The following is a 21,022-nucleotide window of genomic DNA, read 5'->3' as shown; positions in this document are numbered from 1 at the left end:
GGCGGCAAGTTACGCAAAATTGAATTCCGCCTAGAAATTGAAATCAGGACGGATAAAGTTCCATCGAATTCCCAATTGCAAAAACTGGCTATTTTCAGGAGCGTTTAAGTCTTGAGCTGTTCTTCTTCTGAAAGTATGGGAGGCATCAATGAAGAAATTATGTTTCAGCATATAGCTCGCCACCAGGTTAGATTGGACAACAGTATTTTCTATTCCCTGTCCTGTAGTATTTCCGAAAAGGCCGGTAGGACTACCATTTAATCTGTTTTTCAAGACATCACCACCCCAATTGGTATTCTGATCAGGATCGTCTCCATAAAGTTGATACATTCCCAATATGCTGATATTCAATTTTGGAATTGGTTGAAATCGGACTATCCCCAAAAACTCCTTGAAATTAGCACCCAAAGGATGGGTTAGGGGGGTTCTCCAATTAGAGAAGGATTGATAGTCAAACTTTTCCTGAAAGGTATAAGGTCTAGCAGAATTGAATTCCAGCTGCAAATCCAGATTAGAAACTTCGAAGGCATTGATGTATTTGTATCCGGCTTGAACTCCGTATTTGTTTCTTTTAGATCCTTTGCCATCTATGCCAAAAAACTCATTAAACACGAACTCATCTAAGGCAAATTGTCCGTACAATTGCATACCAGGATAAAAATTCCATTTACCATCCATTCCCAGCATGACTTTGTCCGGAGTTCCCAATTGCTGCTCCACCCAACGGAAGAACACAATAGGGTTAAAATAATTGAAGTTGACTTTGTCTGTCATGACTGATTCAAAGAATCCTAGATTCAATTTTTTGCCCACATTGAATCCCAGTCGGTGCATGGAAAAGTATTTTTGCGGATAGCGTCCGTCAGTTGGTCTTCCTCTGTTGTATAGAACGTCCGCAGTCATTTGGGTCCATAGGTTTGTCACCTGAAACTTCCAGACTTTGGTGTTCAATTTGACAAACATGTAGGGATTGGAAAAGTCGGAAAGTAAAAAGGAGCGGTAACCTTCTCCTACAAAATTTCTGTCATGCCCAACCTGCGCTTGAATACTTTTGGTCAAATGGAAATTGACATGTCCTCTTGCTGAAAAATAGCTATATCCATCAGCATTGTACTCTTTCCAGAATCCTTCTCCAGGAACAGCACCATTATATGCTGCGTAATTTTTAACCCAAGAAGGAAAGAAAACCTCAGAAGTAGTCATGTAGGTGAAAAAGCTCACTTTTTTGTCTATAGCGCCTCTAACGACAATCCCTCTGCTCAACTGAGCGGGGTTTTGATCATTATCAGTCTCCATACCACCTGAAATATAAAGTACCGGGCTAAGATGAATGTCAAAATCATCACTGTAATAATGCGCGAAGTCTCCCGGTCTTCTGTAGATCTTTTTGAGAAAAGGGTTTTTGGATTCTGGGGTTTCCTGAGTGACAAACTCCCAATTGTCTTGCGCTAAATACGCTAAGTTAAACCTATCAGAGGAACTCTGAATTACCGGATCGTTCACCAAACTGTCCAAGTATTTTGCTACAATATCCCTTCTGTAGGGTTTGAATCCAGTTTGAAAAAAGGGGTTGTTTTGTCCCTGCAAAATTTCGTAGCGCTCTATACGGTGATAATAATCTCTTTCGTAAGGAATATAGCTTCCTTGCGCAAAGGTTGATGTGTGAGATGTTAGGAACATTAAAAAAATCAAGTTGCCCCAAGCAAGGTAATGGCAGGTAAGTTTTTGCATTATTTAAAACTAGGAAAGAATTGAAAATTCGAAATAATTTTTCTTAAAAAGATATGGTTAAATGAATAATTTCATCTCAAAAAGTTTACGAAATTATGGATAGTGAACAAGAAGTGTGGAAATGAGTTGGAATGGGAATTGCCCATATATCTTTAAATAAATTTCCATATGAAAACTTCAAATCAAATTTTAATTGGCCTTGCATTAGGAGGGATATTACTTGGGACTCCCTCTTGTAAAACTAGTAATGCTGTCAAAGGAGCTGCAATCGGTGGTACCACTGGAGGAGTTTTGGGTGGAATTATTGCGGGTAAAAAAAATACCGCAACAGGTATTATTATTGGCTCGGCAATAGGAGGAACTGCTGGCGCTATCATTGGAAGGCAAATGGATAAGCAGGCAGAAGAGTTGAGAAGAGACCTCAAGGGTGCTAAGGTGGAAAGGGTTGGAGAAGGAATAAAAATCACTTTTGATTCAGGTTTATTGTTTGGTTTTGACCAATCAGCCTTGACTCCAGCTTCTAAATCAAACCTTCAGGATTTAGCTAAAACCCTGAATAAGTACCCAGATACAAACATTCTGATTGAGGGACATACAGATAATGTTGGGGAAGATGGCTACAATTTGACCCTATCTAAGCAACGGGCACAATCAGTGGACGCATTTTTGACAAACCTTGGGGTAAGTTCTCAAAGAATTACAAATAAAGGTTTAGGAGAAAATTATCCTGTAGCCTCCAATGATACTCCATCTGGAAGAGCCCAGAATAGAAGAGTCGAGGTGGCTATTTATGCCAATAAAAAAATGAAAAGGATGGCTAGACGAGGGCAATTAGGTAAACTTTGAAAGTTCAGAGTAGTCTGAATAGGAATGAAAGATTCTGGAGCTTTAAAACTCCTTGTAAATAATCCTTGCTGAGAAAACATTCAGGCAATGAGCTTCAATATTTTCCATAAAGATTTGGTGAGTTTTACGAAAAAGAATAACTTTGTGCCTCATTTGAAAAAGCTACTCCAAAAATACTAGTAATATGAAAGCTGATATTCATCCAAACTACAGAGACGTTGTGTTTTATGACACTTCTTCTGAGTTTAAATTCTTAACTAAATCAACTATCGAAACAGACGAAACTATCGTTTGGGAAGATGGTAAAGAATATCCTGTGTACAAGATCGAAGTGAGCTCTGAGTCTCACCCATTCTACACTGGTAAGAAAATGTTGCTCGATACAGCTGGTCGAGTGGAGAAATTCAACAGAAGATACGCAAAGAAGTAATTCTTATTTGCTTACAGCTAAAAAGTCTTCCGGAGCATGGATTCCGGGAGACTTTTTTATTTTTGCCCCATGGAAAATATACTTTTGTTTGATGACCCCTCCATCAGAGGTTCCTTGCTGCCATTTGCCTTTACAAGACCCATCGCTGACTTTCGGGTTGGCATTTTGAAAATATCTGAAAAATGGGAAAAGCGCAGTGGTAAATCTGTTTCTTTTCTGACTCAAGACTATTTGCAAAAGAAATTTCCCAGAGCAGAGGGGCATTTGTTGGGTATAAACGGTGCTTGGCTTCCGGATGAAAAATCAATTGAGGCTATTAAAAGCTTAAAGGATGATGAGTCTTTATTTTTTGGAAAAATACTTCTGGCGAGTAAAATCCAGCCAGGTGAATCCAATCTTAGTTACGCAGCTGAAAAGAAAGTAATCCAAATTCAAGGCGAGCCTACTTTGATCCAAAAGACTTGGAATATTTTCCAATATAATGGATCGGAGATCAAGAAAGACTTTGAGCTATTGACCAAGGGAAGGAAATCAAAAGAACTTACAGATCCTTTCACAAAAGTTTACAATCCTGAGCAGGTATTCATTGAAGAAGGGGCAATTATCAAAGCTGCAGTTTTGAATGCTGAAGGCGGGCCAATCTACATCGGTAAAAATACAGAGATCCAGGAAGGTTCTTTAATTCGGGGGCCATTTGCACTTTGTGATCATTCAACGGTAAATATGGGGGCCAAACTTAGGGGAGATACTACGGTAGGACCTCATAGTAAAGTTGGTGGAGAAATTTCCAACTCAGTCATTTTTGGCTATTCAAACAAAGGTCATGAAGGCTTTTTGGGCAATTCTGTGTTAGGGGAATGGTGCAATATGGGGGCTGATACCAATACTTCCAATCTGAAAAATAACTATGCACCGGTTAAGCTTTGGGATTATACCCGAGGAGGATTTGCAAATACGGGTCTTCAATTTTGTGGATTGATGATGGGAGACCATTCCAAATGTGGAATCAATACCATGTTTAATACGGGAACGGTAGTCGGTGTAGGGGCAAATATTTTTGGAGATGGATTTCCGAGAAACTTTATTCCTTCTTTTGCTTGGGGTGGAGCTGCAGGATTATCTACCTTTCAATTTCCTAAATTCGAAGAAACAGCCAAGGCAGTCATGGCCAGAAGAAAATTGGAGTGGACTGATACGGAAGCCGAGATCCTTCAAAAAGTTTTCGATTTGTCTAGAAACTATAGAATTTGGGAAAAGAACTCCTGATTAAGAAATCATGCAATTCGCCGATATTCCGGGACTTCCCGAAACCAAAGAACATCTGATCAATGCAGTCAAAAACAACCATTTGGCGCATGCACTTCTTTTTTACGGCCCCGAGGGTTCTGCCAATTTGACTATGCCTTTGGCATTGGCAACTTACTTATATTGCCAAAATCCAAGTGACTCAGACTCTTGCGGAACCTGCTCTTCCTGCCAGCGAATGGCTAAATTAGTCATGCCTGATTTGAACTTTGCCTTTCCGGTCATTTCTTCCAAAAAGGAAGAAAGCGGAGAAGAGGGGCAGGATAAAAAAGTGGATTACTTGGCTAATTGGCGGAAGTTTGTGCAAGAACAACCCTACGGCAATGTCCATGATTACATCTATTTCAATGGCTTTGAAAAGAAGCAACTGAATATTTCTGTAGGCGCAGCTCGACAGATCATCCAGACATTGTCGTTGGTTTCCTTTGAAGGTGGATACAAAATCATGATGATTTGGGGAGTGGAGTTTTTGAATCCACAAGCTGCGAATGCCTTGTTGAAAATTTTGGAAGAGCCTCAGCAGAAAACTATTTTCATGCTTATCACTACCCAGCCTGAGCAGCTTTTGACCACTATCCTTTCCAGAACTCAAAAAGTATCTATTAGAGCATTCAGGGATGAGGAAGTTCATCAATATCTAGTGAATTCCGGTCTATGTGATGATCAAACCGCCACTCAAATTTCCATGATTGCAGATGGAAATTTAAGAGAGGCTATGAGACTGGTCAATCAGGTGGAAGATCAGCAAGTTTCGTGGATCAGAAACTGGTTTAGAATGTGTCACAGTAAAAACTTCAAGGAGGTTTTCGCAATAGCTGATATATTTCACAAATTTGATAAGGAGGCTCAAAAATCCATTATTCAGGCTGGAATGAATGTTTTGAGAGAGATTCTGCTCAAAAATGCTGCAGTAGATTCACTTTTAAGGACTAAAGGTGAGGATAGGGATTTTATCGAAAAGATCAGTGGCAAGGTACTTCAGGAAGAGCATATACCAGGATTATACGAGCACTTCAATAATGCCTATTATCATTTAGAAAGAAATGGCAATGCTAAATTGATTTTTACTGATCTTTCTATGGAGATTGTGCTGCTAATGGCTAAAATAGACTAAGATGGAAAAGAAAATCATTGGCAGGAAAGAGAAAATATCATTGCCAGACTTGGGTTTAAAGCTAGTCTGGGCAAAAGTGGACACCGGGGCTTATACCAGTTCGGTTCATGCTGAAAATATTCGATTAGAAAACAGAGAAGGAAAAGAAGTACTGGTATTTGAAGCATTACTTCCTGGCCACAAAAAATTCACAGGAAAGGAAGTGGTTGTCGAAAATTTCCGTGAAAAGAAAGTGAAAAACTCTTTTGGTCATGCTGAAACCCGGTTTCTAATTATTACAAAAATGATTTTGGCAGGTGAAACCTTTGATGCTGAAGTGACACTTACCGATAGGTCCAGTATGAAAAACGCTATTTTACTGGGAAGAAAAATACTCCGAAACCGATTCTTGGTGGACGTGTCAGGCATGAATCTCGCAAAAGCCTACCGAAAAAAATAATTATGAAAATCGCAATCCTATCAAGGAACCCTAATTTATACTCTACCAAAAGGCTTTATCAGGCTATTCAAGCTGCTGGGCATGAAGCTATGATTGTCAATCACAGTATCTGTGATTTGATTATTGAGCAGGAAGGTCCCTCTATCATTTACAAGGGAGAAAAACTCACCGGCGTGGATGCTATCATCCCTCGAGTGGGAGCTTCTGTGACTTTTTATGGCACTGCAGTAGTTCGTCAATTTGAACTGATGGGTGCATTTTCGGCTGTCAATTCACAGGCAATTGTACGAAGTAGAGATAAACTGAGAAGCTTACAAATTCTTTCGAAAGCAGGCTTGGGCATGCCTAAAACAGCATTTACCAACTTTTCTAAAGGTGGAGAAAAGCAGTTGATAGAACATGTCGGTGGAGCTCCTCTGATCATCAAACTACTGGAAGGAACCCAGGGTCTAGGGGTAGTTTTGGCAGAAACCAAAAAAGCCGGACAATCAGTAATAGAAGCATTTCATGGTCTGAGAGCAAGAATCATTGTTCAGGAATTTATTAAAGAAGCCAAAGGAGCAGATATTCGGGCCTTTGTAGTCAATGGAAAGGTGGTAGGAGCAATGAAAAGGCAAGGGGCAGAAGGAGAGTTTAGATCCAATTTGCACCGGGGAGGAAAAGCTACCGTCATTAAACTGAGCAGAGCTGAAAAGCAGGCAGCATTGGGAGCGGCCAAAGCCTTAGGCCTTGACGTGGCTGGGGTCGATATGCTTCAGTCTGCCAGAGGCCCTTTGATCTTGGAAGTCAACAGTTCTCCTGGTTTGGAAGGAATTGAAAAGGCGACTGGGCTTGATATAGCAGCTGAGATTATCAAGTTTATAGAAGAAAGAGTAAACAAAAAGAATAGCCCAAAGAGGGTCAACGATCAATGAGAAAGATTAAAATCGGAACCAGAGGCAGCAAATTGGCATTGTGGCAGGCTTATCATGTAGAGGATTTGCTGAAAAAATCCGGATTGGAGTCTGAAATAGTGATTATCGATACCAAAGGGGATCAAATTTTAGATGTCTCCATTTCCAAAATTGGCAGTAAAGGAGTTTTTACCCAAGAATTGGAAGATCAACTATTGGATGGCCGAATCGATATAGCTGTGCACTCTGCGAAAGATATGCAGTCCAATCTTCCTGAAGGGTTTGAAATCATTGCTTTTACCGAAAGAGAAAAAGAAAACGATGTGCTGCTTTCTCACAAAAAAGGTATCAATTTGAAAGACGTATCTCAGCCTTTGGTTTTGGGTACTTCTTCCACCAGGAGAGTAGCGACATTAAAGCATTTTTATCCTCATGTGAAAACGGTTGAGGTAAGAGGTAATCTTCAAACCCGAATTCGAAAAATGGAGGAAGGTCTTTGCGATGCCTTATTACTTGCTTTTGCCGGGGTACATAGAATGGGTTACGACGATCAGATAGTTGAAGAGCTATCATTGGAGGAGTTTACGCCGGCAGTTGGGCAGGGTTCTGTAGCCATAGAAGTAGCTACTATTTTGGATTCTGAAATCAAAAATCAACTTATTCAAGCATGTAACCATCAAGAAACCTCACTCAAATTGAGGGCAGAACGTGCATATTTAAGGGTGTTGGAAGGAGGTTGTAGTATTCCGGTTTTTGCTTTGGCCCAGACAGAGCAAGATCGATTGGTTTTAAAGGGAGGGATTGTTAGTCTGGATGGAGCAGAGAGAATTACATTGGAAGTAAAAGGTAGTCTTGAAAATCCGGAGTCGATTGGCCAAGAACTCGCCGAAAAAGTATTTGCTGCCGGAGGCAAGAGAATCTTAGATCAAATCAAATCAACATTGAATTCATGATTAAGTATTGTGCTTTTTGGGGCATTTTAGCCCTAGGTCTTTTGATGTCTTGTGCAGGGCAGAAAGAACAAATTGTCAGAATTGACACCCGCCATGGGGAAATTGTTGCCATCTTATTTGATGATACACCTGCCCATAAAAATAATTTTCTGGACTTGGCCGAGTCAGGCAGATTTGATTCCACCGAGTTTCATAGAGTTTTGCCGGACTTTATGATTCAAGGAGGAGATGTTTTTACCAAAGAAGAAATGCCCGCCGAGGAGTGGCCTACTTTACCGGCAGAGATCTTACCCCATCATTTTCATAAAAAAGGGATGATTGCTGCGGCAAGGCAAGGCAATAATATCAATCCACAAAAGCGGTCAAGTGGTTCTCAGTTTTACATTGTTTTAGGCAAAGTCTACACACAAGACGAGCTCATTACAGACATGGCTAAATTGCAAGCTGCTTTTATGCAATATGTCCAGCTACAGAGTCAGGACAATCTTAGACAGGAATATACACGACTCTATGAGTTACAGGAGTTTGATTCATTGACTAATCTGATGATTTCCAAACGAAAAGAAATCGAACAGTCCTTGAATATGAAGCTTACCAAAGATATGTCTCCTGAAAGAATTGAAGCTTACACCACGGTAGGAGGGACTCCTCATTTGGATGATGAATACACTGTTTTTGGCGAGGTTATTTCAGGGATAGATGTAGCGGAAAAGATTGCTCAAGAACAGCGAGGAGCAAGGGATAAGCCTTTGAATCCGGTCTATTTGAAAATGTCAGTAGAGCCAATGTCTAAAGAAAAAATCACCAAAGAATTCGGCTATCAATTTCCCAATGGCAACTAAAAAGAAAATCCTAATCACAGGTGCTAATGGTCTTTTGGGCCAAAAGTTGGTAAATCAACTGGTTGAAGAGCAACAATTTCAAGTCATTGCTACTGGAAGAGGACCTTGCAGGTTACCCGGGGGAGGTTTTGAATACTTTCAATTGGATCTTGAAATTCAAGAGGAGGTGGCGAAAGTGCTATCAGAAACCCAGCCTGATGTAATTATTCATGGCGCGGCAATGACACAGGTGGACCAGTGTGAATTGAATCAGGAGGCTTGCTACAGGGCCAACGTGTTGGCTACCAAGTACTTGATAGATGAAGCTGAGAAACTGAAAGCCCATTTTATTTTTGTTTCCACTGATTTTATTTTTTCAGGTGAAGAGGGCCCACTTTCTGAGGAAGCGGCTCCTGCTCCTATAAATTATTACGGCGAGACCAAGCTAGAAGGTGAGCGACTAGTACAGGCAATGAAAAGTAAATGGGCAATTGCCAGAACGGTTTTGGTATTTGGTTTAGGACACGATATGAGCCGAAGCAATATCATTCTTTGGGTGAAAGAAAGCTTAGAGGCGGGGAAAGAGATTCAGGTAGTGGACGATCAATTCAGAACTCCTACTTTGGCAGAAGATCTTGCAGCGGGATGTATTCTTATTGCCAATCAGGGTGCAGATGGCATATTTAATATTTCCGGCCCTGACTTTTTAACTCCCTACCAGATGGCAGTTGAGACAGCTGAGTATTTCAAGCTAGATCAGAGTTTGATCAAGCGTACAGACTCAACACAATTTACTCAACCCGCAAAAAGGCCTTTGAAAACAGGCTTTAAAATTGAAAAAGCCCAAAAAGAGCTGGGATTTGAGCCCAAAAGTTTCCGAACGGCAATTGGTATTTTAGCAAAACAAATTATCTTAGCCCGCTCTTGAAAAGCAGTTTATACCCTTTAATTTAACTTTAGCATAATCTATGGCAGTAAGCGCAAATACCGAAGGCAGGGGCCAATGGGGATCTAGTCTCGGTTTTATCATGGCCGCAGCAGGCTCGGCAGTAGGCTTGGGAAATATTTGGAGATTTCCATATTTAACCGGTCAAAATGGAGGTGGTGCATTCGTTTTTGTTTACATCATCTGCGTCTTATTCATCGGAATACCTCTTTTATTTAATGAAATTGCTTTAGGAAGACGTTCCGGTAAAAATCCTATCGGAGCTATTCGTGATACAGGCGGAAATAAGTTCTGGCAACTAGCAGGTGTACTCTGCGTATTGGTCTGCTTTTTTGTGTTCAGTTATTATTCAGTGATCGCCGGCTGGACAGTTGGATATATTTTCACTGAAATTATCAATCTGCCAGTAGATTTTGAGGTGTTTGTTCAGACACCTATGTATGTCATTCCATTGACCTTCTTATTTATATTATTGACAATCCTTATCGTATTGGGAGGTGTCTCTGGAGGTATTGAAAAGGCAGCTAAATTTTTGATGCCGGTATTATTTATCATCATCATTTTTATTGCTGGTAGATCTGTGACTTTAGAAGGGGCAGAAGCAGGTATTCAGTATTACTTGAATCCAGATTTTTCTAAAATCAATGGAACAGTAATTCTGCAGGCCCTTGGTCAGGCTTTCTTCTCTATGTCAGTGGGATGGGGCTTGATGATCACATTCGGCTCATATTTGCCAAAAGAATCCAATATCATCCAATCTTCAGGTTGGATCGCAGGTATGGATACCATGGTCGCTCTATTGGGTGGTTTGATGGTTTTCCCTGCCTTGTTTGCTTTGTTGCCTGGAAAAGATCCAGCGGCAGGTCCTGCATTGGTGTTCGACGTATTGCCAAAAGTATTTGATGCCATGCCAGGCGGTAACATCATTGGCTCTTTGTTCTTCCTATTGCTTATGGTTGCGGCTTTGACCTCTACCATATCCATGTTGGAAGTGCCTGTAGCCTATTTGATTGATGATAGAAAGTGGAATCGTAAGAAAGCAACTTGGATTGTTGGTATTGCAGCGATGATCATGTCTGTTCCGTCTGCTTTGTCATCCATTGAAGGAAACTTCTTTAATACGATTAATTTCAATTTCCTCAGCAATCCTATCCAAGGTTTCTTTGGAGCTATGGACTTCATCTTCGGAACATTTGCGGTGGTTATAATTTGTTTGATGCTTTCACTTTATACCGGGTGGGGCCAGAAAATTGCAGACTATGCTGATGAATTGGCAAGCGGGGCTCCTGGTTTTAAAGGTATTTATAGAAAGGGCTGGATCTTCTTTATCAAATGGGTTTGTCCAGTTGTTATCATACTGCTTATCTTAAATATGATTGGTCTTTTTGGGGCACCTCAAGCTGCTTAACTGAATTATAATTGTAAATGAGGAGGCTATATGCCTCCTTTTTTTTTGAAAATATTTTCATAGAATAACGATTTTATTAAGTATTTGTGTATCTTATGTCAACAAAATTGTATTTCATGAGAGTACTAGTTGTCGACGATGATAATTTACATCTATTGATTCTTCGAAAAATCTTCGAAAAGTCTCAGGATACAGTGGTTGTAGCTCATAATGGTATAGAAGCTATAGAGGAGTTGAGGAAGGATCCTAATTTTAATGTGATACTGACAGATATCATGATGCCTGAAATGGATGGGCTTGAGTTACTGGGTAGGATAAAAGGTGATTTGAAAACCCAAAGTATTCCAGTGATAGGCTTTACGGCAGGAGATGTAGAATATTACAGAAGAAAATCTTTAATCCCATTTGATATTTTGGTTCCGAAGCCTATGGATTTCTGGGATTTACATCAATTAGCCAAGAAAAAGGCTGTCAGCAATTTGAATTGATTTTTTGAGATTTATCCTGCCAGGGAAATCTTTTTTGAAAATTGTCGTTTAAGGAATTAAACCAATTTTCACTACCATGAAAAAAATTTCAGCTCTTTTCACACTCTTTCTTATTTGTGCTATTCCAGCATTTTCTCAAAACTTTGGCCTTGGTATTAAGGCCGGTTTAAGTAGCACTGAAGTCGATTTTAAATCAGAAGAATTTATTCCTTCAGATTCCCAACTAGGTTATCACGTAGGTTTATTTGCAAGGTTTGGTGGGGCAGGATTTTTTGTGCAGCCAGAGTTTCTATTTACCCAAACCAGTGGTGAATTCATTTTCAGATCAAATCCACAGGCTCAGGGGGAAAAATTTGAAGCAAACTTTAACCGCTTGGATATTCCCGTTATGCTGGGCTTTAGGGTTCTGAAAGTATTACGCGTTCAGGCTGGGCCCATTGCAAGTTTGAACATTGATTCAAACTTAAAAGACTCTGCTGGAACGGTCAGAGATGCAGACTTTAATAGTGCTACTCTAGGCTACCAGGCAGGCTTAGGGGTGGATATTGGCAACTTGTCCATCGATGGAAAGTACGAAGGCGGATTGAGTAAATTCACCGACAATATTTCGAGTTTTCAAACTGACAACAGAATCAATCAATGGGTTCTTTCTGTTGGGTTCAGATTGTTTTAAATAGAAAAGGGCTGCAAAATAAATTGCAGCCCTCTCTTTTTTTAGCTTATACTTAATCCATTATTTTTTGATCTGGTTTAGCCAATTTATGGATAGGCTCCAGTTCAACGATGTATACGCTTCTACCATGGGTACCGATGACAAGATCATTTTCTCTTTCTTGAATAACCATATCATAGATCGCTACATTTGGAATTTCACCTTGGAATAGATTCCAATTATTTCCTCCGTCCATGGTAACATATAAGCCATGGTCGGTGCCCAAATACAGGATATTAGGGTTGGTATGATCTTCAACTATGATATTACTGGATTCTTCCGGCATATTTCCTTTGATAGAAACCCAGGTTTTTCCATAATCAGTGCTTTTGAATACATATGTATTGAACTCGTCAAATCTATATCCATTCAAGGTGATGTAGACTAAGCCCTCTTGATGTTTGGAAGGGGCTATGGAACTTACCCATCTGTCTTGAGGTAATCCTGCATTCAAAGATGACCAATTGCCTCCATTGTTGCGGGTGATCCAGACATTGCCGTCGTCAGAACCGGCATATAGAGTTCCAAACTCAAATGGAGACTCTTCAACTACTGTCAAGGTTGCAAATGGTACATTTCCACTTTTCTTGTTTTTAGTTAGGTCCGGTGAAATGGTAGTCCAAGTACTCCCTTGATCCAAGCTCTGATAAACATATTGCGAACCCATATAAATGATGTCCTGGTTATGATGGCTCAAACGAGCCGGAGTTCTCCAGTTCCATCTGTTTGGAGTATTTCCAATATCATGGCCCGGTGTGATTCTTTTTCTATCTCCAGAACTTTTGTCTATCCTGAAATAATTTCCAAATTGGAATCCCGTATAGACGATATTGTTATCTCTTGTATCCACGGCGACCACCATTCCGTCACCACCCATCAGAGATTCCCAAGGAGCTGAAGGGTCATTTTTTGAGCTTCCAAACCAGACTCCATTATCCTGCATACCTCCATAAACATTATATGGACGGGCATTATCTGTCATGATGGAATAAAATTGAGAAATAGGCATCTGCGTGTTGAGATGATCCCATCTCGCACCGCCACCATAACTCCTATATAAGCCTCCGTCATTTCCTAATAAGATATGTTTCCCATCTTTAGGATTAATCCACATGGACTGATGGTCTGAATGTGGTCTTCCTATGGAGTCTGTTCGGGAGAAGTTTTTGCCTCCGTCTCTAGATACCATCAAAGGCACACCTAATACGAACACCTCATTTTCATCCTGAGTATTTACCCGAATTTCTCCGAAATAATAACCGTAAGTATTGTACAGCCTTCTTAAATCTGATTCTGAAACTTTTGTCCAGGATTTACCTGCATCTGCAGATCTGTAAATTTCAGCGCCTTTGATTGGTGCATCAAATAATGCAGCGTTGGCATCATTGGAATCCCCATTGTAATTCGCTATTTGAGCCAAAGTGATTTTACCTGTTCGAAGCTGTCTTTTTACCTCTTCAGCCGTGTACTTACTGGCAAATTGATTTCTGCGTAAAAAAGAATTCAATCGCTTTTCTTCCAGACCCAAAGCTTCAGCCAGGTTCATTTGTTTGAAATCATCAAATTTCAAGGGATTTTCCTCTTCTTCTCTTCTTTGTCTAGGTTCCTCTTGGACCTGGTCAGATTTTGCCTGATTATCTAATAGCGCATAAACTACATCGGGATTGCTCTGTGCAAAATCAAACCCAATTCTTCCCACAAATTCATCTTGAGGAAAGCCAGCAACTGCCTTTTTCCAGGTGTTTCCTCCATCTTCAGATCTCCATATCGCAGAGCCTTTGCCTTGACCGACGAAGTCATGTGCTTGTCTGAATCGCTCCCAAGAAGCCGCTAATAATATATCAGGGTTAGAAGGATGAATTTTGATATCGATGATCCCTGTATTGTCATCTATGTATAATACTTTTTTCCAGCTCTTACCCCCATCAGTGGTTTTGAAAAGCCCTCGTTCCTTGTTTTTGGAATACAGACTTCCCATGGATCCCACCCATACAATATCAGGGTTAGTAGGGTGAATTTGAATCTGTCCTATATGCTGCGAATATGGAAGGCCCATGAATTCCCAGGTTTTTCCTGCATCTGTAGACTTGTAAATTCCTGCACCGGCATAAGTGGATCGGGAAGAATTATTTTCTCCAGTTCCTACCCATAAGATATTATTATTTGAAGGGGAAAGGGCCATATCTCCAATTCCCAAAGCTCCTTGATGGTCAAAAATAGGGGTGAAGGACTGTCCGTTATCCTCAGTTTTCCAAACTCCTCCTGAAGCGGCAGCTATATAGAATGTATTGGGGTTTTGCGCCACCTCGATATCTACAATTCTCCCTGACATGTTGGTAGGGCCGATATTTCGGGCTTTAAATGATTTCAATGGCGTAGAGCTAAACATCTGTTGATGTTTTTCCATAGACTCCTTGAATGCCTTTTCGCTGGTGGGTTTGATATCCTGAGCCTGCAGGCTGCTAAAGGTGAGGATTCCAGCAGCTAGAATCAGGTAAGTTGTGGTTTTTTTCATATGGTTTTCTCTGATTGAACAGGAATATAAGCATAAGCGGGCAAATCCGAATGGAAATGCCCGCAAGAGGAAAAGGTGGATGTTGAATGGTTTTATTTATTCACTAACCTAGTCTTGTAAATCACTGAGTAATCATTTTCAGCTTCAGAAAAATTCAAAGAAAACCAGATTTCTTCTCTAGAGTTGACTTTATTCAAGTTTCCAAGAATTTCAGGGATTTCAATGAGTTTGCTAATTGATTTCCCATCAAAAATCACCAAGCCTCCTTTGTTGAGTTTACCTGCTTCATCGAACATCTTATTAAAATCAGATCCAGCTTCTGAAATTATTTGATTTGCAGTTTCATCATCGAGGCCTGGTAGATAAGAAATCAAAAGTTCTTCCTGATTGAGGCTCAAGACGGAATTGATAGAACCTAGGAAAAAGTCCCTGGCATTGAAGCCTCCATTTGTTGGCTTTTTATCAGTATTTCTTCCTTGGAAATTTGGGATAGGGATGGGCTTTACCAATGGAGGATTTTCCAAGTTTTTGAGTGAGTAGCTGAAGATTTTCGCTTCATTACGGAAACTCAAATGAAGCGAATCTCCACTTACAGTAAAACTGCAATAAAAATCGAGGGCGCCGTACTCTTTGGTCTCGCTGTTAAACTTGGACTCTTGAGGAAAGGGGATGATTGCTTGATATTTTCCTGTATTCAAATCAACCATTTCCAATCTTTTTGATTTGAGCTGTAAATCGATTCCCTGTTGACCCAGATCGGAAAATCTACCGGGCATTTGAACAATTACTTGATTTCCCCAAACGTAATGAGATTGACTGGATGGAATCACCAAGCTGGATAATCCGGTGAATTCAGGTTTGAAGGAATCTGATCGTTTTCCATCCAGCGTGTAGGTTGTCAGTCCATTACTTCCAGGTACGAGGTATTTCTCATTATCCATAAATTTTGCTACTCCTAGACGATTACCCAAAATCTGATCAGGACCTTCTTGACTTAGGTTGTATTGGTGAAGAATGGTTCCTTTTTGATCCGTAACTAGGATATCCTCTGTGTTTTGATCAATTAATAAATAGCGATTTCCCGCAGGATTGATATCCATCAAAGTAAGATTTCCCAAATAATCCACAACTAAAGAGTCGTAGATTTCAAATTGCAATTCTTGCTCACTGAGGGGAGTGGTTGGTTTTTCGCTTTTCTCTTGACTACACCCAATCAAAAGAATAAAAGCAGATAGAAAAATCAGTAGTCGGTTTTTCATTTTCGCTTGAGTTGAAGTTTATAAAAGATTAGATAATCCTGCTCTTCGCCTAAGTATTCATCATGTCGTAGAGCATAAAAAGGCTTATTGAGTGACTCAATATTTAAGATAAAATCAATTGATGGAGGAAGAATTATCTCATTAGAAAGTCCACTTTCGGGATGATAGATTTTCAGAAATTGCTTTCTGAAATCTGGATACATGGGGTAGTTTTCTGGTTTTTTTAAGTCATACTGTTGAAAAATTTCTTCTGAAATTCCTCCATTGTAATACACTACTAAAGTATCTTCCATGGAATATAAACTTTCAATAGTAGCTTCATACATTGTATTGCCGGATACGTATCCAACTGGTTTCTTTTGTCCTTCAATGACATGAAATTCGCTCGGTTTAAATGGAATGCTTTCCAGCCATTTACCTTCCTCAGCCAAAGAGTAGCGATGTACTTGAGGGTCGTTGCCAAGAGCTAGATATAAATAATCACCGGAGATAGAAAACTGGATTGAAGGTGTATCAAAAAATAGGTCAGAATTAAACTTAGAGGTTGGCGCCAGCCGGATTAGAGAATCAGAGGTTTGTGAAGCTGGATCAAAGAGCTCTAAGAGTGGGTAATCTCTATAAAAGTGCTCGATATAAGGACTAATTCCATCCCTCCCAGGATACCAAAGAAGAATTTTATCCTTCCAGAAACCAATGTTTTTAGCATTTCTCCTTCCACCTCTGGACTCTGAAATAAATGGCATTTCATAGTTTTTTAAAAGGTTTAAATCCTTGTCAAAGTGGTGAATTACTTCCCTGTAAGTAGAGGCATATAATTCATCATTCTCAGATATTGCAGTACTTGAGAAAAAATAAACTGCAAAAGGACCTTGTTCAGGATAAGTTTTTTGGGAAATAATTTTTCCTAAAGTATCAAATTTCACCAAGCTATTAGTGCTGATGTCCTTAAGGTAGCCGTAACCATTTTTAAAATCAGCACTCCAAATTCTTCCCAAATAATCAACTTGAATCGAGTCTACAATTTCCAATTCCCATACATTAGACTCAGGAGTATTTTGTTCTATTTCAGTCTTACAGGCAAAAAGGCTGATTGAAAAAAGGCAGATGCCTAGAATATTATTCTTCATATTACAAAAAAGAAAGATGAACGCTAAAAATAGTCAAGGATGACCTAATTAAAAATTATTAGTTGTCTAATTATGAGGGTTATTATTATTTTGAAAATAATAAATCTGATTATCTGTAATCATGCCAGTTGCCTTATTTTCTTTGCTTGACAGGCTAGAAGACCGAAGACCGAAGCTTCAGGATTCTGATCCTTTTAGCAGACAATTAGCCGTATTTTTGTCAATACTTGTAAGAAAGCGGATATCCATAATAATAAATAATCAAAAAGTCTAGAAACTGTTAACGTGGAAGACTCTTCTAAAAAGGCTGAGTAAAGGTCTATCTTTTATTTACTCTCAACTCTCATTTGATTTTCCAAGAGTTCCTGATTTCGTATTTCAGCAGAAAGCATTTGGGCATAATTTCTACCCTTTTTTAAACCATATTGGGTGTATGCCTGAGATGCATAATCATGAGCCATGTGTAGGCTTCCTAATACTTCATAACCTACAGCAATATTATAAAGTAATTTTGCACTGGTCTTATAATCAGCTCCAACTATCCCTTCCTCCCATGTTTGGATGGCTTCTTCCCATTTTCCAACTTCTGCAAAGCGGTTTCCATTCTCCAGTGCTGGTTGAGTTTTGGACTTTCTGAAATAGTCTCGGCTAATACTAACAAACATCGGGGCGATTTTATAAGCATAACCGGAGCCGGCAAGCTCTCCAACTATCCTAGTGGCATCTGCTTTTGCAATCAGCATTGCGAGAGCTTGAGTTTTGGTCTCTGCTTCAGCAGTCCAAGTATTGGTTTTTTGAAATCGTTGCTGGTCAACAATCGTTTTGTTTTGAGGATCATACAGTCGAAATCCTGCTGAAACGTTAGCTACCCCTTCTAATCTCAATCCTTTGACTTCTACTGTTTGCGCATCTTTTCCTTCCCCAACTGTTTTTTTGATGATTGCTTCTTTTTCAGTGGTGATAAAATCAGAATTGAAATTTTCAAGAGCTAAAACGGCGTCAGCCTGATATTGCTCACATAGTCTTTCTATTGTAAACCAATCCAGAGGTTGGGGGAAAACCTGCCCAAACATTCCACCCGTGAGTCTTTGGTTAGCACGTTTGATTTGATAGCGCGGGCTTGTATTCAGCTGTTGCTGTAAAGTGGCCAAAGTAGCATCTATGCTGTTTCTTACTTCAAAGGGCATTTCTCCAGTAATCAGGCCTTCAATGACATTCACCATTTCATTTTGTGGCTTAGTTCTGTCCACAATAACAATGGTCTGAACAGATGAGGGTACATTGATAGGGGCTGGTGTCAATCTTGTGAGAGTTACGCTCTTGGAGCAACTCATTGAAACAATAGCGAGAGAAATCACTAAGAAAAAAGAGACTGGTTTGAAGCTTTTAAACATAGAGCTGGAATTTTCCGGAAAAATAGATCAAAAAAAATCCACAGAAAATAACCTGTGGATTTTATTGGGTTTAACCTATCAAATTGCCTTCATCATCCCACTGGGCGACTTTGGCTCTATCTTCAGGTTTAAGGTAGAGAGTGCTATATTTTTCCGGATTGGAAAGGCCATGCTTGTTCAGAACTTCTTCTGGTACTCCGTCCCATACATTTGGCTGGTTACCTTTGTAACCCATATATTTCCAGCCTGCCTCTGTGGTAAAATACCCAGTACAGGTAAGATTTCTCAATAGGTTAAACCATTTCACTCCTCCTTCATAGGCAGGATCTGCTTTATCAGGCCAAGCTACTAATTCTACAATTTCAAGAACCTGATCTTTAGATAGCTCATTAAAAGGTTTTCCGAATTTTTCATCCGCTTCAAAGTCCAGCCACATCAATCCACCTCTCATAGGCGTCTGATAGTTGGGTTGGTCGAGCATCATGAAATCCATAAAATCTGTCACTTTAAGCTCCGTCGCAGCAGGAGATTCATTGTCAGCTGGCATGATGATATCAATCAGCGTGTCAAGTTTTTTGCGCTCATCATTTGTGAAAAATTGATCAGCCAGTAATTTCGCATCCCTGATTTTTTCCTCTTCAGTTCTTCCTCCCGGAGTTCCTCCGGTCAATACAGGCTCATGAGCGATGCTGCTATCTTCAGGATCACAGCCTGTCATCAGCAAACCTGCCCCCAAAGATCCTGTAAAGAGTAATTTTAGGTTTTCTCTTCTGTTCATGGCTTAGATATTTTTCTTTTTCAACTGATCAACTATATAATCTGATGTTCTCCATGAAAGAGCCAAGATAGTCCAGGTTGGATTTTTGTCTGCCTGTGATACAAATGACCCAGCATCTACTACAAATAAGTTTTTGCAGTCATGTGCCTGACAATTGGAATTCAACACAGATGATTTAGGGTCATTTCCCATTCTGGTAGTTCCTACTTCATGGATAATTCTACCCGGAGCAGCCAAACCATACTTGCTTTCCGGCCCAGGTTTTTTGCCTAAAAGAATTGCTCCGGCATTGGTCAGGATTTCTTCAAAAGTATCCTGCATGTGTTTAGCTTGTTTGATTTCCTGATCTGTCCAATTGTAGTTGAATCTCAAAACAGGAATTCCATATTTATCCACCACATTGGGGTCTATTTCACAGTAATTGTCATAACGAGGAACGCTTTCACCCCGTCCTGACATGCCTAAGGTAGACCCGTATATTCTTCGAATGTCTTTTTTCAATCCTTCACCATAGCCTCCATTTGGACTAGGGTTTCCAAACTCATCTTTGATATACTGTCGCATACTATCCATACTCATGCCTGTGCCATAGGCTGGCTGACCCATGCCTCCCCAGTATTCGATATGGTAACCCCGGGCGAAGTCTAGTTTTTTGTTATCCAGCCACCATGGAGTATACATATGCATACCTCCAACGCCATCTTCATTATAGCGTTCACGATCGATCAAATCAGGCATGATACCCATTCGATCAGCTCCGGTAGAGTCATGGAGATACCTTCCTAATGCACCGGAATCAGCCCCAATCCCATTCGGATGGCTTTTGGATTTGGAGTTCATCATAATTCTTGCGGATTCGCAGGCCGAAGCTCCTAATACTACTACCCGAGACTTCAACTTGTATTCCTTCATATCCATTTTGGAAACAAAAGATACTCCAGTTGCCAAACCTTGGTCGTCTGTGGTAACCTTTCTCACCATGGAGTGAGTATAAAGGTCCACTTTTCCTTTTTTCATAGCTGGGTGCACCAAACAGGTTCCTGCTGAGAAATCCGCATATGCCTGACAAGCCCGATTACATTGAGCGCAAAAAAAGCAAACACCCCGCTCATTGTTGATAGGTCGGGTTAGCATGGAAAGTCTGGACGGAATCATCGGAATAGCAGCCTTGTCTGCTCCTTTTTTGATGAAAAGTTCATGTAGTCTAGGCTTGGGAGGGGGTAAGAAGAAACCATCAGGTTCATTATAAATGCCTTCTTTAGTTCCAAAAACTCCAATCAGCTTATCTACTTTGTCATAATATGGTTTGACATCTTCGTATCCAATCGGCCAATCATCTCCCAATCCATCAATGCTGGCTCTTTTGAAATCATTAGGTCCAAATCGCAAAGAAATTCTTCCCCAGTGATTGGTTCTCCCACCGACCATTCTTGATCTAAACCAATCGAATTGGGTGCCGTCTTTTCTGGTATAAGGTTCCCCTTCAATATCCCAGCCTCCAATTGCTTGGTCAAAGTCTCCGAAAGGTCGGATTCTTGTTCCAGCACCCCTTCTTGGCGATTCCCATGGCGGTCTAAGTTGTGTTCTGTCCTCGTCTTTGGCAGGGTCAAAATCTCCACCTGCTTCCACTACGGCAACGGATAATCCTGCTTCAGAGAGAACTTTGGATGCCATCCCGCCACCGGCTCCGGAACCTACGATGATCACGTCATAAGCTTGTCCGGATTCTTTGATTTGAAAACTCATTTTCAAAAATTTTTAATGAAGTTGAAAATATAGAGCAAAAATTTCGAGTATAAAAAGGAATTATCGGAGAATTTTGAATTTGATCTACATTGTAAAAAGCCTTTTTCAATTTGTATA

General features: G+C 40.2%; 19 protein-coding genes. 12 read left to right on the top strand and 7 right to left on the bottom strand.

Going from position 1 to position 21,022, the window contains the following annotated elements; genetic code table 11:
- Positions 1-30: 30 nt before the first annotated feature.
- The gene (locus tag GYM62_RS13525; RefSeq protein WP_370627631.1) at positions 31-1,731 is read right to left on the bottom strand and encodes a hypothetical protein; all 1,701 of its coding nucleotides are present in this window, start codon (positions 1,729-1,731) and stop codon (positions 31-33) included.
- A gap of 168 nt (positions 1,732-1,899) precedes the next feature.
- Here GYM62_RS13525 and GYM62_RS13520 point away from each other — a divergent pair, with 168 nt between their 5' ends.
- From GYM62_RS13520 to GYM62_RS13465, 12 genes are all read left to right on the top strand, one after another.
- Positions 1,900-2,577, top strand: a complete 678-nt coding sequence (locus GYM62_RS13520; RefSeq protein ID WP_219956815.1) for an OmpA family protein — start codon at positions 1,900-1,902, stop codon at positions 2,575-2,577.
- Positions 2,578-2,761: 184 nt separating this feature from the next.
- The gene (locus tag GYM62_RS13515) at positions 2,762-3,007 is read left to right on the top strand and encodes a type B 50S ribosomal protein L31 (RefSeq protein WP_026956569.1); all 246 of its coding nucleotides are present in this window, start codon (positions 2,762-2,764) and stop codon (positions 3,005-3,007) included.
- A gap of 69 nt (positions 3,008-3,076) precedes the next feature.
- Positions 3,077-4,273, top strand: a complete 1,197-nt coding sequence (locus GYM62_RS13510) for a GlmU family protein (RefSeq protein WP_219956814.1) — start codon at positions 3,077-3,079, stop codon at positions 4,271-4,273.
- Positions 4,274-4,283: 10 nt separating this feature from the next.
- Positions 4,284-5,426: an ATP-binding protein gene (locus GYM62_RS13505; RefSeq protein WP_219956813.1), complete on the top strand. Its 1,143-nt coding sequence runs from the start codon at positions 4,284-4,286 to the stop codon at positions 5,424-5,426.
- Position 5,427: 1 nt separating this feature from the next.
- Positions 5,428-5,865: a RimK/LysX family protein gene (locus tag GYM62_RS13500; protein WP_219956812.1), complete on the top strand. Its 438-nt coding sequence runs from the start codon at positions 5,428-5,430 to the stop codon at positions 5,863-5,865.
- Between the two features lie 2 nt (positions 5,866-5,867).
- Positions 5,868-6,779: a 30S ribosomal protein S6--L-glutamate ligase gene (rimK, locus tag GYM62_RS13495; protein WP_091648646.1), complete on the top strand. Its 912-nt coding sequence runs from the start codon at positions 5,868-5,870 to the stop codon at positions 6,777-6,779.
- Entirely contained in the window at positions 6,776-7,711 is a 936-nt protein-coding gene (gene hemC / locus GYM62_RS13490; RefSeq protein ID WP_219956811.1) for a hydroxymethylbilane synthase, read from the top strand. The genes rimK and hemC overlap by 4 nt, the downstream gene beginning before the upstream one ends.
- Positions 7,708-8,553 carry a peptidylprolyl isomerase gene (locus tag GYM62_RS13485; protein ID WP_219956810.1) on the top strand — a complete coding sequence of 282 codons (846 nt, stop codon included), beginning with the start codon at positions 7,708-7,710 and terminating at the stop codon, positions 8,551-8,553. Before hemC ends, GYM62_RS13485 begins: the two co-directional genes overlap by 4 nt.
- On the top strand, positions 8,543-9,460 hold the full coding sequence (locus GYM62_RS13480; RefSeq protein WP_219956809.1) for an SDR family oxidoreductase: 918 nt from the start codon (positions 8,543-8,545) through the stop codon (positions 9,458-9,460). The genes GYM62_RS13485 and GYM62_RS13480 overlap by 11 nt, the downstream gene beginning before the upstream one ends.
- A 40-nt stretch (positions 9,461-9,500) precedes the next feature.
- Positions 9,501-10,886, top strand: a complete 1,386-nt coding sequence (locus tag GYM62_RS13475) for a sodium-dependent transporter (protein ID WP_091648659.1) — start codon at positions 9,501-9,503, stop codon at positions 10,884-10,886.
- Between the two features lie 116 nt (positions 10,887-11,002).
- Positions 11,003-11,374, top strand: a complete 372-nt coding sequence (locus GYM62_RS13470) for a PleD family two-component system response regulator (RefSeq protein WP_091648662.1) — start codon at positions 11,003-11,005, stop codon at positions 11,372-11,374.
- Between the two features lie 76 nt (positions 11,375-11,450).
- Positions 11,451-12,047 (top strand): porin family protein, encoded by a 597-nt coding sequence (locus tag GYM62_RS13465; RefSeq protein ID WP_219956808.1) that lies wholly within the window; start codon positions 11,451-11,453, stop codon positions 12,045-12,047.
- Between the two features lie 52 nt (positions 12,048-12,099).
- Here GYM62_RS13465 and GYM62_RS13460 read toward each other — a convergent pair whose 3' ends face one another.
- The 6 genes from GYM62_RS13460 to GYM62_RS13435 form a co-directional block, all read right to left on the bottom strand.
- Positions 12,100-14,601, bottom strand: a complete 2,502-nt coding sequence (locus GYM62_RS13460; protein WP_219956807.1) for a glycosyl hydrolase — start codon at positions 14,599-14,601, stop codon at positions 12,100-12,102.
- A 92-nt stretch (positions 14,602-14,693) separates the two neighbouring features.
- Entirely contained in the window at positions 14,694-15,860 is a 1,167-nt protein-coding gene (locus GYM62_RS13455; protein ID WP_219956806.1) for a DUF4221 family protein, read from the bottom strand.
- The gene (locus GYM62_RS13450; RefSeq protein WP_219956805.1) at positions 15,857-16,987 is read right to left on the bottom strand and encodes a hypothetical protein; all 1,131 of its coding nucleotides are present in this window, start codon (positions 16,985-16,987) and stop codon (positions 15,857-15,859) included. Before GYM62_RS13450 ends, GYM62_RS13455 begins: the two co-directional genes overlap by 4 nt.
- A gap of 326 nt (positions 16,988-17,313) precedes the next feature.
- Positions 17,314-18,381, bottom strand: a complete 1,068-nt coding sequence (locus GYM62_RS13445) for a DUF6340 family protein (RefSeq protein ID WP_219956804.1) — start codon at positions 18,379-18,381, stop codon at positions 17,314-17,316.
- Between the two features lie 70 nt (positions 18,382-18,451).
- Positions 18,452-19,159 carry a gluconate 2-dehydrogenase subunit 3 family protein gene (locus GYM62_RS13440; protein WP_219956803.1) on the bottom strand — a complete coding sequence of 236 codons (708 nt, stop codon included), beginning with the start codon at positions 19,157-19,159 and terminating at the stop codon, positions 18,452-18,454.
- 3 nt (positions 19,160-19,162) lie between these two features.
- A complete protein-coding gene (locus tag GYM62_RS13435) occupies positions 19,163-20,905 on the bottom strand; it encodes a GMC family oxidoreductase (protein ID WP_219956802.1) in 1,743 nt (580 codons plus the stop codon).
- Positions 20,906-21,022 lie beyond the last annotated feature (117 nt).

The sequence above is a fragment of the Algoriphagus sp. NBT04N3 genome (assembly GCF_019443765.1).
Taxonomy (GTDB): Bacteria; Bacteroidota; Bacteroidia; order Cytophagales; family Cyclobacteriaceae; genus Algoriphagus; species Algoriphagus ornithinivorans.
This window is presented reverse-complemented; position numbering and strand designations above follow the sequence as displayed.